The 16,203-nt window shown below is 60.2% G+C and carries 20 protein-coding genes; 13 read left to right on the top strand and 7 right to left on the bottom strand.

Annotated features, from left to right (window positions below):
* Positions 1-27 precede the first annotated feature (27 nt).
* A complete protein-coding gene (locus AB4Z13_RS06200) occupies positions 28-1,395 on the bottom strand; it encodes an MATE family efflux transporter (RefSeq protein WP_439014476.1) in 1,368 nt (455 codons plus the stop codon).
* Positions 1,396-1,432: 37 nt separating this feature from the next.
* Positions 1,433-1,873: a glyoxalase superfamily protein gene (locus AB4Z13_RS06195; protein ID WP_439017186.1), complete on the bottom strand. Its 441-nt coding sequence runs from the start codon at positions 1,871-1,873 to the stop codon at positions 1,433-1,435.
* A gap of 369 nt (positions 1,874-2,242) precedes the next feature.
* Here AB4Z13_RS06195 and AB4Z13_RS06190 point away from each other — a divergent pair, with 369 nt between their 5' ends.
* Positions 2,243-2,581, top strand: coding sequence for a hypothetical protein (locus tag AB4Z13_RS06190; protein WP_112544807.1), 339 nt, complete (start codon positions 2,243-2,245; stop codon positions 2,579-2,581).
* A 71-nt stretch (positions 2,582-2,652) separates the two neighbouring features.
* Here the strand turns inward: AB4Z13_RS06190 and AB4Z13_RS06185 are convergent, their stop codons facing one another.
* Positions 2,653-3,099, bottom strand: coding sequence for a baeRF12 domain-containing protein (locus AB4Z13_RS06185; protein WP_007821673.1), 447 nt, complete (start codon positions 3,097-3,099; stop codon positions 2,653-2,655).
* Positions 3,100-3,254: 155 nt separating this feature from the next.
* Between AB4Z13_RS06185 and AB4Z13_RS06180 the strand changes: the two genes are divergently transcribed.
* The 3 genes from AB4Z13_RS06180 (at position 3,255) to AB4Z13_RS06170 (ending at position 5,443) form a co-directional block, all read left to right on the top strand.
* On the top strand, positions 3,255-3,656 hold the full coding sequence (locus AB4Z13_RS06180) for a DUF2177 family protein (protein ID WP_439014475.1): 402 nt from the start codon (positions 3,255-3,257) through the stop codon (positions 3,654-3,656).
* 181 nt (positions 3,657-3,837) lie between these two features.
* The gene (locus tag AB4Z13_RS06175) at positions 3,838-4,236 is read left to right on the top strand and encodes a hypothetical protein (protein WP_007821677.1); all 399 of its coding nucleotides are present in this window, start codon (positions 3,838-3,840) and stop codon (positions 4,234-4,236) included.
* Positions 4,237-4,330: 94 nt separating this feature from the next.
* Positions 4,331-5,443, top strand: coding sequence for a pyridoxal phosphate-dependent aminotransferase (locus AB4Z13_RS06170; protein WP_439014474.1), 1,113 nt, complete (start codon positions 4,331-4,333; stop codon positions 5,441-5,443).
* Between the two features lie 179 nt (positions 5,444-5,622).
* On the opposite strand, the gene AB4Z13_RS06165 is transcribed toward AB4Z13_RS06170, so the two are convergent.
* A complete protein-coding gene (locus tag AB4Z13_RS06165; RefSeq protein ID WP_007821684.1) occupies positions 5,623-5,892 on the bottom strand; it encodes an SEL1-like repeat protein in 270 nt (89 codons plus the stop codon).
* 431 nt (positions 5,893-6,323) lie between these two features.
* Between AB4Z13_RS06165 and AB4Z13_RS06160 the strand changes: the two genes are divergently transcribed.
* The 3 genes from AB4Z13_RS06160 (at position 6,324) to amn (ending at position 8,547) form a co-directional block, all read left to right on the top strand.
* Positions 6,324-6,662 carry a DUF2147 domain-containing protein gene (locus AB4Z13_RS06160; RefSeq protein WP_113324171.1) on the top strand — a complete coding sequence of 113 codons (339 nt, stop codon included), beginning with the start codon at positions 6,324-6,326 and terminating at the stop codon, positions 6,660-6,662.
* Between the two features lie 131 nt (positions 6,663-6,793).
* Positions 6,794-6,973, top strand: coding sequence for a hypothetical protein (locus tag AB4Z13_RS06155; protein WP_113324199.1), 180 nt, complete (start codon positions 6,794-6,796; stop codon positions 6,971-6,973).
* 71 nt (positions 6,974-7,044) lie between these two features.
* Positions 7,045-8,547 carry an AMP nucleosidase gene (gene amn / locus AB4Z13_RS06150; RefSeq protein WP_113324172.1) on the top strand — a complete coding sequence of 501 codons (1,503 nt, stop codon included), beginning with the start codon at positions 7,045-7,047 and terminating at the stop codon, positions 8,545-8,547.
* A 46-nt stretch (positions 8,548-8,593) separates the two neighbouring features.
* On the opposite strand, the gene AB4Z13_RS06145 is transcribed toward amn, so the two are convergent.
* A complete protein-coding gene (locus tag AB4Z13_RS06145) occupies positions 8,594-8,761 on the bottom strand; it encodes a hypothetical protein (protein ID WP_439014473.1) in 168 nt (55 codons plus the stop codon).
* A 155-nt stretch (positions 8,762-8,916) separates the two neighbouring features.
* Here AB4Z13_RS06145 and AB4Z13_RS06140 point away from each other — a divergent pair, with 155 nt between their 5' ends.
* The 4 genes from AB4Z13_RS06140 to AB4Z13_RS06125 are packed head-to-tail and all read left to right on the top strand — an operon-like array spanning position 8,917 to position 11,256.
* A complete protein-coding gene (locus tag AB4Z13_RS06140; protein WP_007821693.1) occupies positions 8,917-9,267 on the top strand; it encodes a YciI family protein in 351 nt (116 codons plus the stop codon).
* Between the two features lie 12 nt (positions 9,268-9,279).
* Positions 9,280-9,639 (top strand): YciI family protein, encoded by a 360-nt coding sequence (locus tag AB4Z13_RS06135; protein ID WP_439014472.1) that lies wholly within the window; start codon positions 9,280-9,282, stop codon positions 9,637-9,639.
* A gap of 2 nt (positions 9,640-9,641) precedes the next feature.
* Complete coding sequence (locus tag AB4Z13_RS06130) at positions 9,642-10,001, top strand: YciI family protein (protein WP_439014471.1); 360 nt, start codon at positions 9,642-9,644, stop codon at positions 9,999-10,001.
* Between the two features lie 19 nt (positions 10,002-10,020).
* A complete protein-coding gene (locus AB4Z13_RS06125) occupies positions 10,021-11,256 on the top strand; it encodes an RNA polymerase sigma factor (protein ID WP_439017185.1) in 1,236 nt (411 codons plus the stop codon).
* Here AB4Z13_RS06125 and AB4Z13_RS06120 read toward each other — a convergent pair.
* Positions 11,246-12,214 carry a lysylphosphatidylglycerol synthase domain-containing protein gene (locus AB4Z13_RS06120; RefSeq protein WP_439014470.1) on the bottom strand — a complete coding sequence of 323 codons (969 nt, stop codon included), beginning with the start codon at positions 12,212-12,214 and terminating at the stop codon, positions 11,246-11,248. The genes AB4Z13_RS06125 and AB4Z13_RS06120 overlap by 11 nt on opposite strands.
* A gap of 79 nt (positions 12,215-12,293) precedes the next feature.
* Here AB4Z13_RS06120 and AB4Z13_RS06115 point away from each other — a divergent pair, with 79 nt between their 5' ends.
* Positions 12,294-13,304 (top strand): glycosyltransferase family 2 protein, encoded by a 1,011-nt coding sequence (locus AB4Z13_RS06115; RefSeq protein ID WP_439014469.1) that lies wholly within the window; start codon positions 12,294-12,296, stop codon positions 13,302-13,304.
* A gap of 1 nt (position 13,305) precedes the next feature.
* The gene (locus AB4Z13_RS06110; protein ID WP_439014468.1) at positions 13,306-14,796 is read left to right on the top strand and encodes an ArnT family glycosyltransferase; all 1,491 of its coding nucleotides are present in this window, start codon (positions 13,306-13,308) and stop codon (positions 14,794-14,796) included.
* Here AB4Z13_RS06110 and AB4Z13_RS06105 read toward each other — a convergent pair.
* Positions 14,793-16,160, bottom strand: coding sequence for an aspartate aminotransferase family protein (locus AB4Z13_RS06105; RefSeq protein ID WP_439014467.1), 1,368 nt, complete (start codon positions 16,158-16,160; stop codon positions 14,793-14,795). The genes AB4Z13_RS06110 and AB4Z13_RS06105 overlap by 4 nt on opposite strands.
* Positions 16,161-16,203 lie beyond the last annotated feature (43 nt).

The raw sequence follows: 16,203 nt of genomic DNA, 5'->3' as shown, positions 1-16,203 counted from the left end.
GCACACTTTTGCTGGAATTGCTTGCCTTCAGGCAGGCAACAGCCCGTAGCGCCAGCCAAGCCGTTTCGCATTGCGCGCAAGTACGGAAAAGGCCAGCAGGAACATGCAGGCCTCGGCAAAGACCGGCACCATCCAGATGCCCATCTCCCCGAAAGCATACGGCAGCAGAAAAGTCAGCGGCAGCGTGAAGAGATAGGCACGCGACAGACCGAAGATCGCCGCACGTTTGGCATCGCCGATCGCCTGGAAATAGCCTGACAGCACGATCATCTGACCGAACAGGAAATAAGCGCCGACCGTCCAGGGCAGGATGCGCGAGACCTCGGCGATGACGATCGGATCAGCAACGAAGATGTGGCCGATGCGAGTTGCCAGCAGCTCCACCGTAATCTCGACGCCAGTGCAGTAGACGAGCGCTGCGATCAAGGCGATCTGCAGGCTGCGGCCGACCCGCTCTGAAAGACCCGCTCCGTAATTGTTGCCGCAAATCGTCTGGGAAGCGATGTTGAGGCCAAGCAGCGGCAGATAGGCGAGCGTCATGACGCGGGTGATGATGCCGTAAGCGCCGATGGTTGCGACATAGTCGCCCTCGCCCCAGATCGACAGGTTGAAGATCACGGCTGCCGAGCAGAGCGAGATGCCGATGAAGCCGAGGCTCATCGGCGCACCAAGCGCCAGGATCGGCCGCCAATCCGAAAGCGGAAAGCGGGATGCCGGACGGAGTGCGCGCTCATTGCGCCAACGGTAGATCAGCACGGCAACGAGGCAGATCGCCTGCGCCAGCACGGAGCCCAGCGCTGAGCCGGCCACACCCCATTGCAGAATCGCCATGAAGAACCAGTTGGCGACGATGTTGAGTGCCGTGGCAGCGAGCATCACCATGGTCATGAAGCCGATCCGGCCTTCACTGCGCAGGGCGTCGATATTGAGCGACAGGAAGAAGGCGATTGGCGCGGCACCGATCATGATACCCATGAAGGTGCGGGCATTTTCGGCTACTGTGAGGTCACCACCTGCCGCATTTGCGACGACGTTCCAGCCGACGGTCCAGTAAATCACGTTGATGACAAGCACCACCACGATTGCCAGCACATGGGCAGCCGCGAAGGTGCGCCGGGCGGCATCGCGATTGCCGCCGCCAAGCTCGCGGGCAAGGATGCTTGCCATGCCGTTCGAGACGAGCGACTGCAGGGCGACGAGCATCATCAGGCCAGGGAAAATCAGGGTAACGGCCGACAGTGCGCCAGCCCCAACATAGGCGCCGAGGAAATAGGCGTCCACCACGGCGAACAGGCCGTTGATGGTAGTGATCAGAATGATCGGCAGCGCCGTGCGGGCAAAAACGGCAAGCAGCGGGCCGGTCAGAAAAGTATTGGTTTCAGAACGTGAGGTCATGGACGGAATCCGGGTGTTGCGGGCAACGATTTGGCGATCAGATATCGAGAACGAGATGCGGCAGACCGTTCGAGGTCTTGCGCGGTGAAACGCCATTCTCGTCGATCTGGGCGTGGATGCGCTGGCGGAAGGCCGAGAAGCTCTCGAAGGACACGACATCGACAGGCTCATCGAAATGGATGGTGACCCTGTAGAACTCGCTGCCGGGCACCGCCGAAAGCGCCAGAACCTTGCCGGTGAAGGGCTGGTTCAGGTAACGCCCGCGAATATGAGCGCCGACGAAGATCGGCGAGGTGGGCTTGTCATTGGGCTTGGCTGCAAGGGCCGACAGCGTGTTCCAGTCGCGGGCGCCATATTGGCGGGCGATCAGTTCGAGGGCGGCGGCATGGCTCACCTCGCTGCCGCGTTCAGTCATGGCCTGGCGCAGGCGCTTTGCCTGGGCCTTCAGTTCGTCGACCGGTGGATAGGTCCCAGTCATGGGTATACGAGTCACGGGTTCAGCCTTTCAACGGCATGCCATTCGACTGTCAGGGGGGCTCGCATTGCCGTCAGTCAGCATGCACAGGGGCTGTGACCATGATCGCGAGGGCTTCACCATGGATCTTCATCCGCGAGCGGCTGGTGCCTCGAACCGGCTTTTTTATGCGCGACGACAGACGCCAAGTCAAGATCGGCACACATCTGGTGAAAAAATGGGCAGATTCTGGACAGTATTGCCGACAATAAAATCGCTATGCCGTTAGATTTTGCACAAGCTTTTAATTTTAAAGATATTGTTCAGCAGATGTGAGCAATCCTGCGTTAAAGTCTGATCATACAACAAGCGGAGGCTGACATGGCCTTTCAGATGCACCTCGACACAGAACATCCCAAGCCCGAACAGGCTTACAGAGAATTCAACCTCGATCGGCCCGGCAACATCATCTTCGTCGGCCATCACCTCAGCACCGGAACGCAAGTCCGCTGCCTGATCCGCACCATCACGCTCGCCGGGGCGCTGCTGGAAGTCAGCCCCAGCCTGGAAATGCCGCAGAATTTCTTCCTGGAAATCCTCGGCATCCATGACGAGATCGGCGCGACCGTGGTCAAGCGCGAAGACGAGTTCGTGACCATCAGCTTCAACATGCTGCTGAACCCCGAATTCCTGCACCACGTGCTGCGGCTGAGCTTCGAAACCAGCCTCTGATTTCAGCCCTCTCCCCATAAGGAAACGCGGGCCATACGACCCGCGTTTCGAACAGCGATGACTTATCGCGATCAAGCGGCGAGGTGCCGCTCGATCTGGTCGATTGGCAGATTGGTGTAATCCTTCGCCACTTCGGCCGAGATCGCGGCCTGCGCATCGGCGCTGAGATTGGGCCGTAGCGTGCCGAGCGCGCGCGGCGGCGCCACCAGAACGATGCGGCTTGCCTCCTTCTCATGCACGAGCTCGTCGAGCTTTACGGCAACTTCCTTCAGGAAGTCGGCTTCGGCCTGGTCCTGCCAGTTGGTCTCCTCCATGGCGCTGCCGCTCAGTCCGTCAGGCGCGTAAGAGCGCCCGGGCTTGTCGGTGCCGAGTTCACGGTCAGGTTGGTTGGGCTGCGTGAGCGTTTCGCGGACCTGGAGATTCATCAGTTCCGCATCGCCGGCATTCTGCAGGATCAGGGCCTTCGCCCCATCGCAGACAACGACCCAGGATTCCCAGGGGACTTTGACGTCAGTCATTTGATTTCCTCGCTTTCATGATTGGAAGCAGCGTACCGCTTGAGGAAAAACGCCCGGCAACTGAAAGAGTTCGGGAAAAATCTGCGCAAAGAGAATCAACGGCGATCCGGAGGGCATGCCATGGCGTAGAAGGACAAAGCGGGAGATCAAAGACGATGAAGACAGCGCTTGTCGCCTATGCCGGTTGCCTTCTCACCCTTGCCGTCATCGACGCAATATGGCTCGGCATCGTCGCCCGCACCTTCTACCGCGATCAGCTCGGCGAGCTGATGCTGCCCTCGCCGAACCTTGGCATCGCCGCCCTTTTCTACCTGCTCTTCACAGTTGCAATTGTCATACTTGCGGTTTTGCCCGGGCTTTCCAGCGGCTCGCTCGGCACGACGCTGCTCTATGGTGCCATTTTGGGACTGGCGGCTTATGGCACCTACGACATCACTAATTTGTCGACACTGAAGAACTGGCCGCTCGCTATGAGCTTTATAGATATGGTCTGGGGAACCTTTCTGACGGCACTTAGCGCTGCTGGAGGCTATTGCGCGGCAAGATTGCTGGCCTGAGCGCGAATGGTTTATTCCCAAGAGGGCACAATAGATGTGCCGCTAACGCACAAATTTCAAACTCGCTAAAATTGTAGTTTTATATTTGACGAATGTGAAAAACATTCGTGTGAGCCTCTCCGTCGAACAGCCTGAAATTTGAACTGCCCCAAATTTTGAACTGCCTGACGGAGAATGCGAAATGGAAATGCTCCGCGCAACGCACCTCGCCACGGTGAAGTCGGCTGTCTACGACATTCGCTGGGAGGAGTTCAACGTCAAACGACCGGCTCGTATCGTCGCCGTTCGCCCCTGTCTGACCGGGATTTCGATGCGCAGCGCCGAAATCCTCGATATTTCCCAGGGCGGCGCGACCTTCGTCGTGTCGACCACGGCGGGCCTGCCCAAACATTATTATCTCAACATCTTGGGGCTTGCCTACCGCATCGGCTGTGCCGAGGTCTACCGCCATCATGAGCGTATCGGCGTTCGTTTCATCAACCTGATAGAGCCGGATGTTCTACGCAAGGTAGTGCGCGCCGACTTCATGATCGGCAACACGGAAGCGATCGACGCTCGCCGCAACGGCAGCCGCGTCTGAGCCGTCACGAACGAGAAATAATCTTGCTTGCCTTGGCAAAGTGAGAGCCTATTGTTGCGCGGCATTTTCAATAATTCCGGGAAATTGCCCTCGCATGTCTGCCTTTTTGCGCTTCACGCCGCTTGCCAGCGCCCTGCCCTCCACCGTTCCTTTCGTTGGCCCCGAGGCCATCGAGCGCCAGCGCGGCGTTAAAGTCGAAGCGCGCATCGGCGCCAATGAAAACGGCTTCGGCCCGGCTCCCTCGGTCATTGCCGCCATGCAGGAGCAGGCTGGCGATATCTGGAAGTACAACGATCCGGAAAATTATGCACTGCGCGAGGCGCTCGCCACCCATCTCGGCGTGAAACCGGCCAATATCGCCGTCGGCGGCGGCATTGACGAACTGCTCGGGCAAATCGTGCGGCTGGTAATCGAGCCCGGCGGCACCGTCGTGACCTCCTTCGGTGCCTATCCGACCTTCAATTTCCACGTGAACGGTTTTGGCGGCCGACTAGTCACCGTTCCCTATGCCGGCGACCGTGAAAATCTCGACGCGTTGCTCGATGCAGTCAAGCGCGAGAATGCGCCACTCGTCTATTTCGCCAACCCTGACAATCCGATGGGAAGCTGGTGGGATGCCGACAAGATCGTCGCCTTCGCGCGCGCCCTGCCGGAAACCTGCCTGATGATCCTGGATGAAGCCTATAGCGAGACCGGCCCGGCCTCTGCCTTACCGTCGATCCAATCGCTCATCGACCTGCCGAACATCGTGCGGACCCGCACCTTCTCCAAGGCCTACGGACTTGCCGGCGCCCGCGTCGGCTATGCCATCTCGACGCCGGGCACGGCGCAGGCCTTCGACAAGATCCGCAACCATTTCGGCATGAACCGGCTTGCGACGGTTGCAGCCCTCGCAGCCCTCAAGGATCAGGCCTATCTTTCCGAAGTGATCGGGAAAATCCATGCCGCGCGCGACAGGATCGCTGATATTGCCAGGGCCAACGGCTTGCAGCCGCTGGCATCGGCCACCAATTTCGTGGCTGTTGATGCCGGGCGCGACGGCGCTCACGCGCGGGCCATCGTCGACGGGCTGATGGAGCACGGCGTCTTCATCCGCATGCCGGGTGTCGCACCGCTCAACCGCTGCATCCGCGTCAGCGTCGGGCCGGAAGCCGACATGGCGCTGCTCGAAGAAGCGCTCCCGCTGGTCTTAAAAAAACTCGCCTGACAATGGGAAACCAAAACGGGTAAACCGCGGCCGGCGGGAGGGCGCCGGTCGCGGTTTCCTTCTCCCGGCGTCGGCCCCGTCCAAAGCGCCCCGCCAGCTCCCCTCTTTTGAGGTTGTTATTTCGAATTATCTTGTTGGAGACGGTCCTTACAGCGTGTCGCGCCAAGCGACGACATGCTTTAGTGGATCGTCATCCATTCGCGGGCGGCGCGGAGCGCTTCGGCAAGCTGCATTTTGCTCATCGAAGCGGCCACATCGGCGCGCAGCTCGGCGGCGCGGTCGTTGCCCTTGATTGCGGCGATGTTCAGCCACTTGTGAGCGGAGACGAGATCGATCTCGCAACCACGGCCGGTCGCATACATCAGACCCATTTCGCAGAAGACATCGGCGCTGTTGTTTTCGCCACCCATGGTGGCCATTTCAGCATTGTGCATTTCAAAGCGTGCCATCGGTTTCTATCCCTGTTTAGCCTGTTAAGACGTACCCTGTTTTACCTTTGGGCCTTGCCATCTTCTGCGGCTTTCGGCCTCTCCGGTCCGGCGGGTTTGCCCCGCTCGTTTGATGGGTTCACTATGCCAAACTGCTTTCAAAAAACGCCTAAAATGCATGATTAATTTGACGCAAACAAAGTGCAAATGCTTGGTAAACTTGGGTTTTTGTTAAACATCGGAATCCCTGCAAATTAAGGATTTTTGCGCGCCTTTTACGAAAAATTCAGATTTGGAAATTGAGGATTTGTTCACTATGAAATCAGCATCGATCCGGCGATCATCAGAAAAAACCTGACGGGAAGGCCGGAATTCGGGCTCTTCGGAGGCGTATTTACCTTTACGTTCGCGTCAGTTATTTTCGCGCCATTTCATATCTTATGGAGGAAGAGATGATCCGTACCCTCGTTCTCGCCGGCGCGCTGGCACTTGTTGCAGGCCTTGCACAGGCGGATGAACCGATCGTCGGCAACTGGAAGACCCGCGCCGGCGACACGGCGGCGATTGCGCCCTGCGGCGGCGCTTACTGCATCACGCTGAAGACGGGCAAATATGCAGGCAAGAAGATCGGCAGACTATCCGGCACCGGCGGCAGCTATAGCGGCGAGATCACCGATCCTGCCGACGACAAGACCTATAGCGGCTCGGGCAGCATCTCCGGCGGCTCGCTCAAGATGCAGGGCTGCGTGATGCAGGTCTTCTGCAAAACGCAAACCTGGACCCGTCTCTGAGACGTTCAGGCAGGCTCTGAGAACCTTAGCCGGCCTCAGAAACTGAACGCAAAATGAACCGCCATCTCAGCACCCGTTCAGCCACATCATGGCAAAACAGCACCATGAAGGGCGTATATCGGGGTAAGGACGTGGACGTGTTCATTCTGGCGAGACGGTTTACAATCATAACGCTGTTTGCGGCGATCTTCGCGATCTCTTTTTCGGCAGTCGTCGTGCGCACCGGCGGCGGCGGCGCACAGCAGTCGCATTTCGGCGCGAACTATACCTGCCTGGAAAGCAGCGGCGGTTACTGCACCACCATCCGCTGAGACCTGGAAAAATCTGGGTCTCAGCCTTCGCGCGTCGTTTGCTTGTTAAAAACAACCCCCTATAATGCGCCATGAGCAAACGAATCTATCCCCTGTCCGCTTTCGACATCTCGTCCCCTCCCCCTTTCGAGCCGCAAGCCTTCGATGATCCGGCAAAAGCCGTCGAAGCTTTGACGGAGCTCTACGAGCGCAATACCTCGTTCCTGATCGACAGCTTCACGAAGCTCGCGCAAGGGGCGCCAGTCACCTCCCGCTACCGCGCTTTCTACCCGCAGGTCAGCATCGAGACGACGAGCTTCGGTCATGTCGACTCCCGCCTTTCCTATGGTCATGTGACCGCACCGGGCGTCTATACGACGACGGTCACGCGGCCGAAGCTCTTCAAACATTATCTGAAGGAGCAGCTGCTGCTCCTGATGAAGAGCCACAATGTGCCTGTCGTCGTCTCGGAATCCTCCACGCCGATCCCGCTGCACTTCGCTTTCGGCGAAGGCGCGCATGTGGAAGCGTCTGCGGCGGCTTTCGTCGATATTCCGCTGCGCGATCTCTTCGATACGCCTGACCTCAACACGACGGATGACGAGATCGCCAACGGAGAGTATCTGCCGCCTCCGGGCGAGCCCTCACCGCTGGCACCCTTTACCGCACAGCGCATCGACTATTCGCTCGCCCGTCTGTCGCACTATACTGCCACCGGTGCCGAGCATTTCCAGAACTTCGTGCTTTTCACGAACTACCAGTTCTATATCGACGAGTTCTGCTCCTGGGCGCGCAAGATGATGGCCGAAGGCGGCGACGGCTACACGGCCTTCGTGGAGCCCGGAAACATCGTCACGCTCGCAGGATCAAGCGTTCCGGAAACGGATGTGACGCTTGCCCGCCTGCCGCAAATGCCGGCCTATCACCTTAAGAAGAAGGGCCATGCCGGGATCACCATGATCAATATCGGCGTCGGTCCTTCCAACGCCAAGACGATCACCGACCACGTGGCCGTGCTTCGCCCGCATGCCTGGCTGATGCTCGGCCATTGCGCCGGCCTGCGCAACAGCCAGCGGCTCGGCGATTATGTTCTGGCACATGCCTATATGCGCGAAGACCATGTGCTCGACGACGATCTGCCGGTCTGGGTGCCGATCCCCGCACTTGCCGAAGTGCAGGTGGCGCTCGAGGCTGCCGTTGCCGAGATCACCGGTTACGAAGGCTTCGAGCTGAAACGCATCATGCGTACCGGCACGGTCGGCACGATCGACAACCGCAACTGGGAACTGCGCGATCAGGCAGGCCCGGTTAAGCGCCTGTCGCAGGCTCGCGCCATCGCGCTTGACATGGAATCGGCAACGATCGCCGCCAACGGCTTCCGCTTCCGCGTACCCTATGGGACGCTGCTCTGCGTTTCCGACAAGCCGCTGCATGGCGAACTGAAGCTGCCGGGTATGGCGACCGCCTTCTACCGTACACAGGTGAACCAGCATCTGCAGATCGGTATCCGGGCGATCCAGAAGCTTGCCGCCATGCCGCCGGAAGCCCTGCATTCGCGCAAGCTGCGCAGCTTCTTCGAAACGGCGTTTCAATAAGATATCAGGCGCGGCCCGGCCTTGTCCGTCGGGCCGCGCACTGTTCTCAAGCGCTTGCGGCAAGCTGCAGCGCTGCGATCAGGCCGGCAAACGCCGCCAGCGCAATCACGGTCCTGACCAGCACCTTTATCACCTCGACATTCTCAAGCGGCGGCATCTTGCATGCGCCGCGTGTGACGATCAGGTGTGCTATTCCGATTTCAAGCATGCTCATTGCTCCATCTCCTCGATGTTGTCAGATGAAGCTTTGTCGAGCGCTGCCTCGGCTGTTCGACATTCAGACCGCTTAAAAGATACTTTTCTTCCCTGTCGAAAAGCGCCTAGGCTGTTCGTCCAAGGGCTGTGAAAGCACAGCGTGGAGGATAAGCAATGAAATATCTTTGCCAGGTCTGGTTCGACGGCACGGTGCTGTCGGCCATGTCGCAGGAAGAGAAGAACAAGCTCGACCGGGACTCGCTCGCCTATGACCGCGATCTTGCCGACAGCGGTCATATGATCGTTGCCCAGGCGCTGCAGTCGCCGCAATCGGCGGTCACGGTGCGGGTGCGCGGCGGCGAGATGTCGGTCACAGATGGCCCCTTCATCGAGACGAAGGAGGCGCTCGGCGGCTTCATCCTGATCGACGCCAAGGACCTCAACGATGCGATCCGTGTTGCCGCCGGCATTCCGCTGGCGAAGCTCGGCGCGATCGAGGTTCGCCCCATCCATGAATTCGGCTGAGGAGGTGACGCCATGAAGTTTCTGGGCCAGATCTGGTTCGATACCGAAAAGAGCAAGCGGGTTACGCCAGAGGAATGGGAGGCTGTCACCCAAGAATGCATCGTCAGCGACGACAGCTGGCGCGAAAGCGGCCATATGCTGAGCGCGCTGGCGCTCTACGAGCCGGAGCAGGCCGTGACGCTCAGGGTTCGCAATGGCACCGTCGCTGCAACGGATGGTCCTTTCGCAGAGATCAAGGAGCATCTCGGCGGCTTCGTCGTGATCGAGGCTGGAGATATGGAGGAAGCGAAAGCGATCATCTCCACCTTCCCGATCCTCAAATATGCATCGATCGAAATCCGGCCCGGCTATTCGATCAAGGATGGGAGATAGCCATGCGCTTCGTCTGCCTCATCTATAATTCCGCCCATACGGACGGCACACTCAGCCAGGCCGAGGGCGACGAGCTCGTCAGGGCACATTTCCAGTATGACGAGGAACTTCAGCGCAAAGGCATCATGATCCATTCCGATGCGTTGGAAGGTCCTGACTGTGCCTCTGTATTGAGGGTGCGCGATGGCACTCTGTCTTCGACCGACGGCCCCTATGTCGAGACCAAGGAACATCTGGCCGGCATCTACATCATCGACGCGACCGATCTGGAAGATGCACGCAAGGTCGTTGCGGGCATTCCGAGCGTCCGGGTCGGGTCGATCGAATTGCGCCCGGTGAGACTGCTCACCCTGCCGCAGTGAGGGTCGGCCCTTGGGACAGGTGATTGGGGAACAGGCAATCGAGGATATCTACCGACAACATTCGCGCCGGGTTCTGGCGACGCTGATCCGCCTGCTCGGCGATTTCGACCGGGCGGAGGAAGCGCTGCACGATGCCTTTGCGGCGGCGGCGCGGACGTGGCCGGTTGACGGCATGCCCAACAATCCCGTCGCCTGGCTGGTTTCGACCGGCCGCTTCAAGGCGATCGATCACCTCAGGCGGCGGGCGCGCTTCAACGCCTCGCTGCAGCATATCGAGGACGGCCTTTACCCTGATGGCACAGAAACGGAGATCGGCGATATGGAACCGATCGAGGACGACATGCTGCGGCTGATCTTCATCTGCTGCCATCCGGCTCTTGCCGCCGATGCACAGACTGCGATGGCGCTGCGCGAGGTCTGCGGATTGACGACGGAAGAGATTGCCCATGCCTTCCTGGTGCCGGCGCCGACCGTCGCGCAGCGCATCGTGCGCGCCAAGAACCGCATCAGGACGGAGAATATCCCTTATGAAGTGCCTGTCGGGGCGGAGCTTCCGGAGCGGCTCGACCGGGTGCTGCATGTCATCTACCTCGTCTTCAACGAGGGCTATTCGGCATCCTCAGGCAACACGATCGTCCGCGCCGACCTGACGGCCGAGGCGATCCGGCTGGCGCGGCTGCTGGCGACCCTGCTGCCGCATCCGGATGTCGCAGGCCTGCTTTCGCTGCTGCTCCTGCAGGAGTCGCGCCGTGCTGCCCGGCAGGATGTCGACGGCGCGCTGGTGCTGCTTGCCGATCAGGATCGCTCGCGTTGGGACCGAAGCAAGATTTCAGAGGGGCTCTCGCTGCTCGCAAGCGCCATGCGCACGCCTGATATCGGCATCTATACGGTTCAGGCGGCGATCGCGGCGGAGCACGCGAAGACCGGCAGCGTCGAGGAAACGGACTGGCGGCGCATCGCCTTCTATTACGACCTGCTGATAGCTGCCCACCCTTCAGCAATTGCAGAGCTCAACCGCGCCGTGGCGATCGCCATGTCCGAGGGGCCGGAAAAAGGATTGGCACTTGTCGACGCCATTCTCGGCAAGGGGGAGCTGACGACCTATCACCTCGCCCATTCGGCGCGGGCCGATTTCCTGCGCCGGCTCGAACGCCGGGCCGAAGCGATTCAAGCTTATGAGACGGCGCTGACATTCTGCCGGCAGGAACCGGAACAGGTCTTTCTGCGCAAGCGCATTCTGGAGCTTACGACCTAGCCTTGCGCCGGCGGCCAAGGGGAAGCGAGATGGCGGTCCCGGTCAGGGCCGAGACGATGATGAGCAGGTGGGCGTTGACGCTTGCCTGGGCCAGCGCACCCAGCGCAGCGCGTTCGCTTGAAGCACCGAAGGCGATCGCGCCGGCAGTGATGCCGGCCGGATAGGTGCCAACGCCACCGGGCGCATGGACCGGAAGGACGGAGGAAAGCTCACCGCCCAGCGCGCCCCCGAAGCTCGCGGCCATCGGCATTACGCCCATCAGACCGAGCGCCCAGGCGAGCACCAGCACCTTCACCAGCCAGTTGACGATGGTCATCGCCCAGGCACGGCTAAAGGCGACGGCATCGAAAGGCAGTCCATTCTCGATTTCATGAAGCAGTGCCTGCGCCTTGCGCGGCAGAAGTTTTGCACCGAGGCGCAGCAGCGGCTTGCGGGCAGCGAAGGCGAAGACCGGCAGGAACAGGAAGATGACCCAGACAAGCCATGCAAGGGCCGCGTTCGGGGCGACCACAGCAAAGCCGAGGCCGGCGGCGGCCAGCAGCGCATGCAGGTCCAACAGCCGCATGACCAGCAGGGCGGAGGTGCCGCGTGTCAGGGGAATGCCGAATTCCGTGCGCATCAGCACCGGAAAGCTGGTCTCGCCGGCTCGGAAGGGCAGCATGATGTTTAAAAGGTTATGGATCTGGGTCACCCGGAAGAGCGTTGCGAAACGGCCCCCCGTCTCCCGTGGAAAATAATCGTAGATGCGCCATGTACGCAGGAAATAGGTGCTGGTCAGGAGTATCAGCGCGCCGATGACCGGACGTGGACCGACGGCGGCCCATTGTTCCAGTATGACCGACCAGCCCCAGAACCATTCGATGAAAAGTGCATAGGCTGCGACGATCGCGACCGTCAGGAGGCTCATGCGATTGCGCAGAAACCAGGATTGCCCGCTTTCAACACTCGGGGTCTTCATGTATCAGGCTTCCTAAGTTTGGCTGCGGCGGCTGGCTTCCATTGGCTTCCATTGCCGCGCCTTTTAGGAGAAATGAAAGTTGCAGACAACGGTAGAGTCCATTCGCGATGCGAATGATCAGGTGCAACCGCTCGAACTGTCGCTGGTCGTTCCTGTCTTCAACGAGGAAGAAAGCATCGGCCCGCTCGTCGAGCGCATTGCCGCGGCGATGGTAGACTATCCGCATCGCTGGGAACTGATCCTCGTCGACGACGGCAGCACGGACGCAACGCTCGTCAATGCCCGCAAGTTCGTCAACCGCGAAGAGCTGACGCTGCGCATCGTCGAGCTGCAGCGCAATTTCGGCCAGACCGCCGCCATGCAGGCCGGCATCGATACGGCGCGAGGCCGGCTGATCGCCACGATGGACGGCGACCTGCAGAACGACCCGAAGGATATCCCTTCGATGGTCTCGGAGCTGGAACGGCGCGAACTCGACCTGCTCGTCGGCTGGCGCAAGAACCGCCAGGACGGGTTGCTGCTGCGCAAAATCCCCTCCTGGTGCGCGAATTACCTCATCGGCCGCATCACCGGCGTGAAGCTGCACGACTATGGCTGCAGCCTGAAGATCTACCGTGCCTCGATCATCAAGCAGGTGAAGCTGATGGGCGAAATGCACCGCTTCATCCCGGCCTGGGTTGCCGGCGTCGTGCCGAGCTCGCGCATCGGCGAAATGGCTGTAACCCATCACGCACGCCAGCACGGCACGTCGAAATACGGCATCTCGCGTACCTTCCGCGTTATCCTCGACCTGCTGTCGGTGATGTTCTTCATGCGCTACAAGGCGCGTCCCGGCCATTTCTTCGGCTCGCTCGGCCTCGGCCTCGGCGGCCTCGCAGCGCTGATTCTCATCTATCTCGGCTTCGACAAGTTCATCATGGGCAACGATATCGGCACGCGACCGATGCTGATGGTCGGCGTCGTGCTGCTGCTCTCGTCCGTGCAGATGATCACGACCGGCATCCTGGCGGAGATGATCGCCCGCACCTACTACCGCGACGACGCCTCGCCGAATTATATCGTGCGCCAGATCTTCTCCCGAGAAAGCTGACGTGCAGAGCCTTTTCAGCCGCCGGCCACATCTGATCCTGGCGGTGCTCGGAACCTATTTTCTGCTCCACCTGATCGTACGGCTCAGCATTCCCAATGCGCTGGAGCTGGACGAGGCGGAGCAGATCCTGCTCTCGCAGTGGTTCGCCTTCGGCTATAATTCGCAGCCGCCTTTCTACAACTGGGTGCAGTATGGGGTGACATCGCTGCTTGGCGTGTCGCTCTTTTCGCTGTCGCTCCTCAAATGCAGCATGCTGTTCCTCTCCTACACCTTCTACTGGCTGGCGGCACGGCTGACATTGAAGAACAGCAGCTTGGTGGTGGTGGCGACGCTTGGCCTGCTCACCGTGCCGCAGATCGTCTTCGAGGCGCAGCGGGATCTCACCCATTCCGTGGCGACGATCTTTGCCGGCTCGCTGTTTCTCTATGGTTTCTTCCGCACGCTGAAGACGCCTTCGGCAATCTCTTATGCCATCGTCGGCATTGCGACCGGCATCGGCATGATATCGAAGTATAATTTTGCGCTTCTTCCTGCCGCCGCTCTGGTCGCTGCCCTCATCGACACCGATTTCCGCAAGCGGATTTTCGACTGGCGGCTCGCACTGACGATCGTCTTGTCGATCGCAATCGTGCTGCCGCATGCGCTCTGGTTCCTCCAGCATCTGGACCTTGCCGTCGATCGCACGCTGCACAAGATGACCGGTGCGGGTGAAGGCTTTCTGTCGCAGGTATCGACCGGCTTTTTCCGCTTCATCTCCGCGATGGTCGGCATCGCCGGCGTCTCGGTCGTCATTTTTCTGGCGCTCTTTGCCAAATCGCTGCGGGCAATGTGGCGCGCTTCCAGCCGCTGGACACGAATTGCCGGGCGCATCCTGCTGATCGAGATCGGCGCCATTGCGCTGATGATCCTGCTTGCCGGTGTCGACAACGTCGCCGACCGATGGCTGACGCCACTCTTCCTCATCCTGCCGCTCTATATCTGCATGAAGGCCGACAGTGCCGAAGTCGATGCAGGCGTGCCCTTACGGGCATCGCTTGCGGTAAGTGGCGTCATCATGGGCGCGGTGCTCGCCGTGCTTGCCATGCGGGCCTATTGGGGGCCGCTCATCGGCGATTATCAGCGCCTGAACATTCCCTACGACAGTTTTGCCGAGATCATCCGCAGGGATATCGGCGGCGAGCCCGGGCTGATCGTCGGCTATGATCCGCATCTCGACGGCAATATGCGCCTGCAAATGCCGGGCACCCCGGTGCAGTCCTATTTCTATCCGGAGTTCAAGCCGAAATTCCAGCTGGATGCGAAACATCCCGTCGTCTTCGTCTGGCGCGACGACAAGGGCGGGACCCCGCCGGCCTGGCCGAATGAATATTTTGGGGATGTGCTGGCGCAGACCGGCTTGAAACAGCCGGAGACGCATATCGTCGCCCTGCCCTATATCTACGGCCGGCCGGGTGATACCTATCAATTCGCCTACGCGGTCGCCTATCCTTAGGAGCGCAACTCCTTCCAGGCAGCATCCAACGCAATCTTGGTGATGCGTGCCATCTCATCGACTTCCTCGTGGCTGATGACGAGCGGTGGCGAGGCCAGCATGCGGTCGCCGGTGGCGCGCAGCACGAGGCCGTTTGCGAGCGCGTGATTGCGCACCAGCGAGCCGATCGGATCAGGCTTTTCGAAGCGGGTGCGGGTTTTCTTGTCGGCGGCAAGCTGCAGGCCGCCCATCAGGCCGACGCTTTCCGCCTGTCCTACGAAATCATGCTCGGCAAGGGCGCCCCATTTCTTGGCGAAATAGGGGCCGATATCGTCGCGAACGCGCTCGACCAGCTTCTCCTCCTCGATAATGCGCAGGTTTTCGAGGGCCGCGGCAGCGCAGACCGGGTGGCCGGAATAGGTGAAACCGTGATTGAAATCGCCGACCTCGTTGATCAGAACGTCGGCGATGCGATCGCTGACGAGCACGCCGCCGATCGGCAGATAGCCTGACGACAGCCCCTTGGCGATCGGTGCAAAATCCGGCTCGACGCCGAAATACTGATGGCCGAACCATTCACCGAGGCGACCGAAGCCGCAAATGACTTCATCGGTGACGAGCAGGATGTTGCGCGCCTTGCAGATACGGTCGATCTCCGGCCAGTAGGTCTCCGGCGGTATGATGACGCCGGCTGCCCCCTGGATCGGCTCGGCGACGAAGGCGGCGACGTTCTCCTCGCCGAGCTCATCGATCTTGGCTTCCAGCTCGCGGGCGACCTTCAGACCGAATTCGGCCGGCGTGAGATCCCCTCCCTCCCCATACCAGTAGGGTTGGCCGATATGGACGATGCCCGGGATCGGCAGATCGCCCTGTTCATGCATGTATTTCATGCCGCCGAGGCTGGCGCCAGCGACCGTCGAGCCGTGATAGCCATTGCGCCGGGCGATGACCGTCTTCTTCGACGGCTGGCCGACCGCCGCCCAATAGACGCGGGCCATGCGGAACCAGGTGTCGTTCGCCTCCGAGCCTGAGCCGGTGAAGAAGATGTGGTTGAAGCGCGGCCCGGCCTTGGACGTCACCTTCTGAGCCAGCAGGGTCGTCGGCGGCGAGGTCGTGCCGAAGAAGGCGTTGTAATAGGGGAGCTCGTTCATCTGCCTGACGACGGCATCGGCGATTTCCTTGCGGCCGTAGCCGATATTGACGCACCAGAGGCCGGCGAAACCATCGAGATATTTTTTGCCGTTGGCATCGAAGATATGCACGCCCTCGCCGCGCTGGATGATGCGCGTGCCGTCGGCATTCAGTTTCTTCATGTCGGAGAAGGGATGCAGATGATGGGCGGCATCGATCGCGGCAAGGTTCGACAACGGATAAGTATCGGACATGATTAGACCTTCGGATTGAAAGGCTTTCGGTGATAGTTTACGA

It is taken from the genome of Rhizobium sp. YAF28 (assembly GCF_052113285.1).
Taxonomy (GTDB): domain Bacteria; phylum Pseudomonadota; class Alphaproteobacteria; order Rhizobiales; family Rhizobiaceae; genus Rhizobium.
Note: the sequence above shows the minus strand (reverse complement) of the source record. Positions and strands in the feature narration are given on the sequence as shown.

Coding starts and splice junctions, on each gene's coding strand:
- AB4Z13_RS06200 (WP_439014476.1), bottom strand. CDS start 1,395: ATGACCTCACGTTCTGAAACCAATACTTTTCTGACCGGCCCGCTGCTT.
- AB4Z13_RS06195 (WP_439017186.1), bottom strand. CDS start 1,873: ATGACTGGGACCTATCCACCGGTCGACGAACTGAAGGCCCAGGCAAAG.
- AB4Z13_RS06190 (WP_112544807.1), top strand. CDS start 2,243: ATGCACCTCGACACAGAACATCCCAAGCCCGAACAGGCTTACAGAGAA.
- AB4Z13_RS06185 (WP_007821673.1), bottom strand. CDS start 3,099: ATGACTGACGTCAAAGTCCCCTGGGAATCCTGGGTCGTTGTCTGCGAT.
- AB4Z13_RS06180 (WP_439014475.1), top strand. CDS start 3,255: ATGAAGACAGCGCTTGTCGCCTATGCCGGTTGCCTTCTCACCCTTGCC.
- AB4Z13_RS06175 (WP_007821677.1), top strand. CDS start 3,838: ATGGAAATGCTCCGCGCAACGCACCTCGCCACGGTGAAGTCGGCTGTC.
- AB4Z13_RS06170 (WP_439014474.1), top strand. CDS start 4,331: ATGTCTGCCTTTTTGCGCTTCACGCCGCTTGCCAGCGCCCTGCCCTCC.
- AB4Z13_RS06165 (WP_007821684.1), bottom strand. CDS start 5,892: ATGGCACGCTTTGAAATGCACAATGCTGAAATGGCCACCATGGGTGGC.
- AB4Z13_RS06160 (WP_113324171.1), top strand. CDS start 6,324: ATGATCCGTACCCTCGTTCTCGCCGGCGCGCTGGCACTTGTTGCAGGC.
- amn (WP_113324172.1), top strand. CDS start 7,045: ATGAGCAAACGAATCTATCCCCTGTCCGCTTTCGACATCTCGTCCCCT.
- AB4Z13_RS06145 (WP_439014473.1), bottom strand. CDS start 8,761: ATGAGCATGCTTGAAATCGGAATAGCACACCTGATCGTCACACGCGGC.
- AB4Z13_RS06140 (WP_007821693.1), top strand. CDS start 8,917: ATGAAATATCTTTGCCAGGTCTGGTTCGACGGCACGGTGCTGTCGGCC.
- AB4Z13_RS06135 (WP_439014472.1), top strand. CDS start 9,280: ATGAAGTTTCTGGGCCAGATCTGGTTCGATACCGAAAAGAGCAAGCGG.
- AB4Z13_RS06130 (WP_439014471.1), top strand. CDS start 9,642: ATGCGCTTCGTCTGCCTCATCTATAATTCCGCCCATACGGACGGCACA.
- AB4Z13_RS06120 (WP_439014470.1), bottom strand. CDS start 12,214: ATGAAGACCCCGAGTGTTGAAAGCGGGCAATCCTGGTTTCTGCGCAAT.
- AB4Z13_RS06105 (WP_439014467.1), bottom strand. CDS start 16,160: ATGTCCGATACTTATCCGTTGTCGAACCTTGCCGCGATCGATGCCGCC.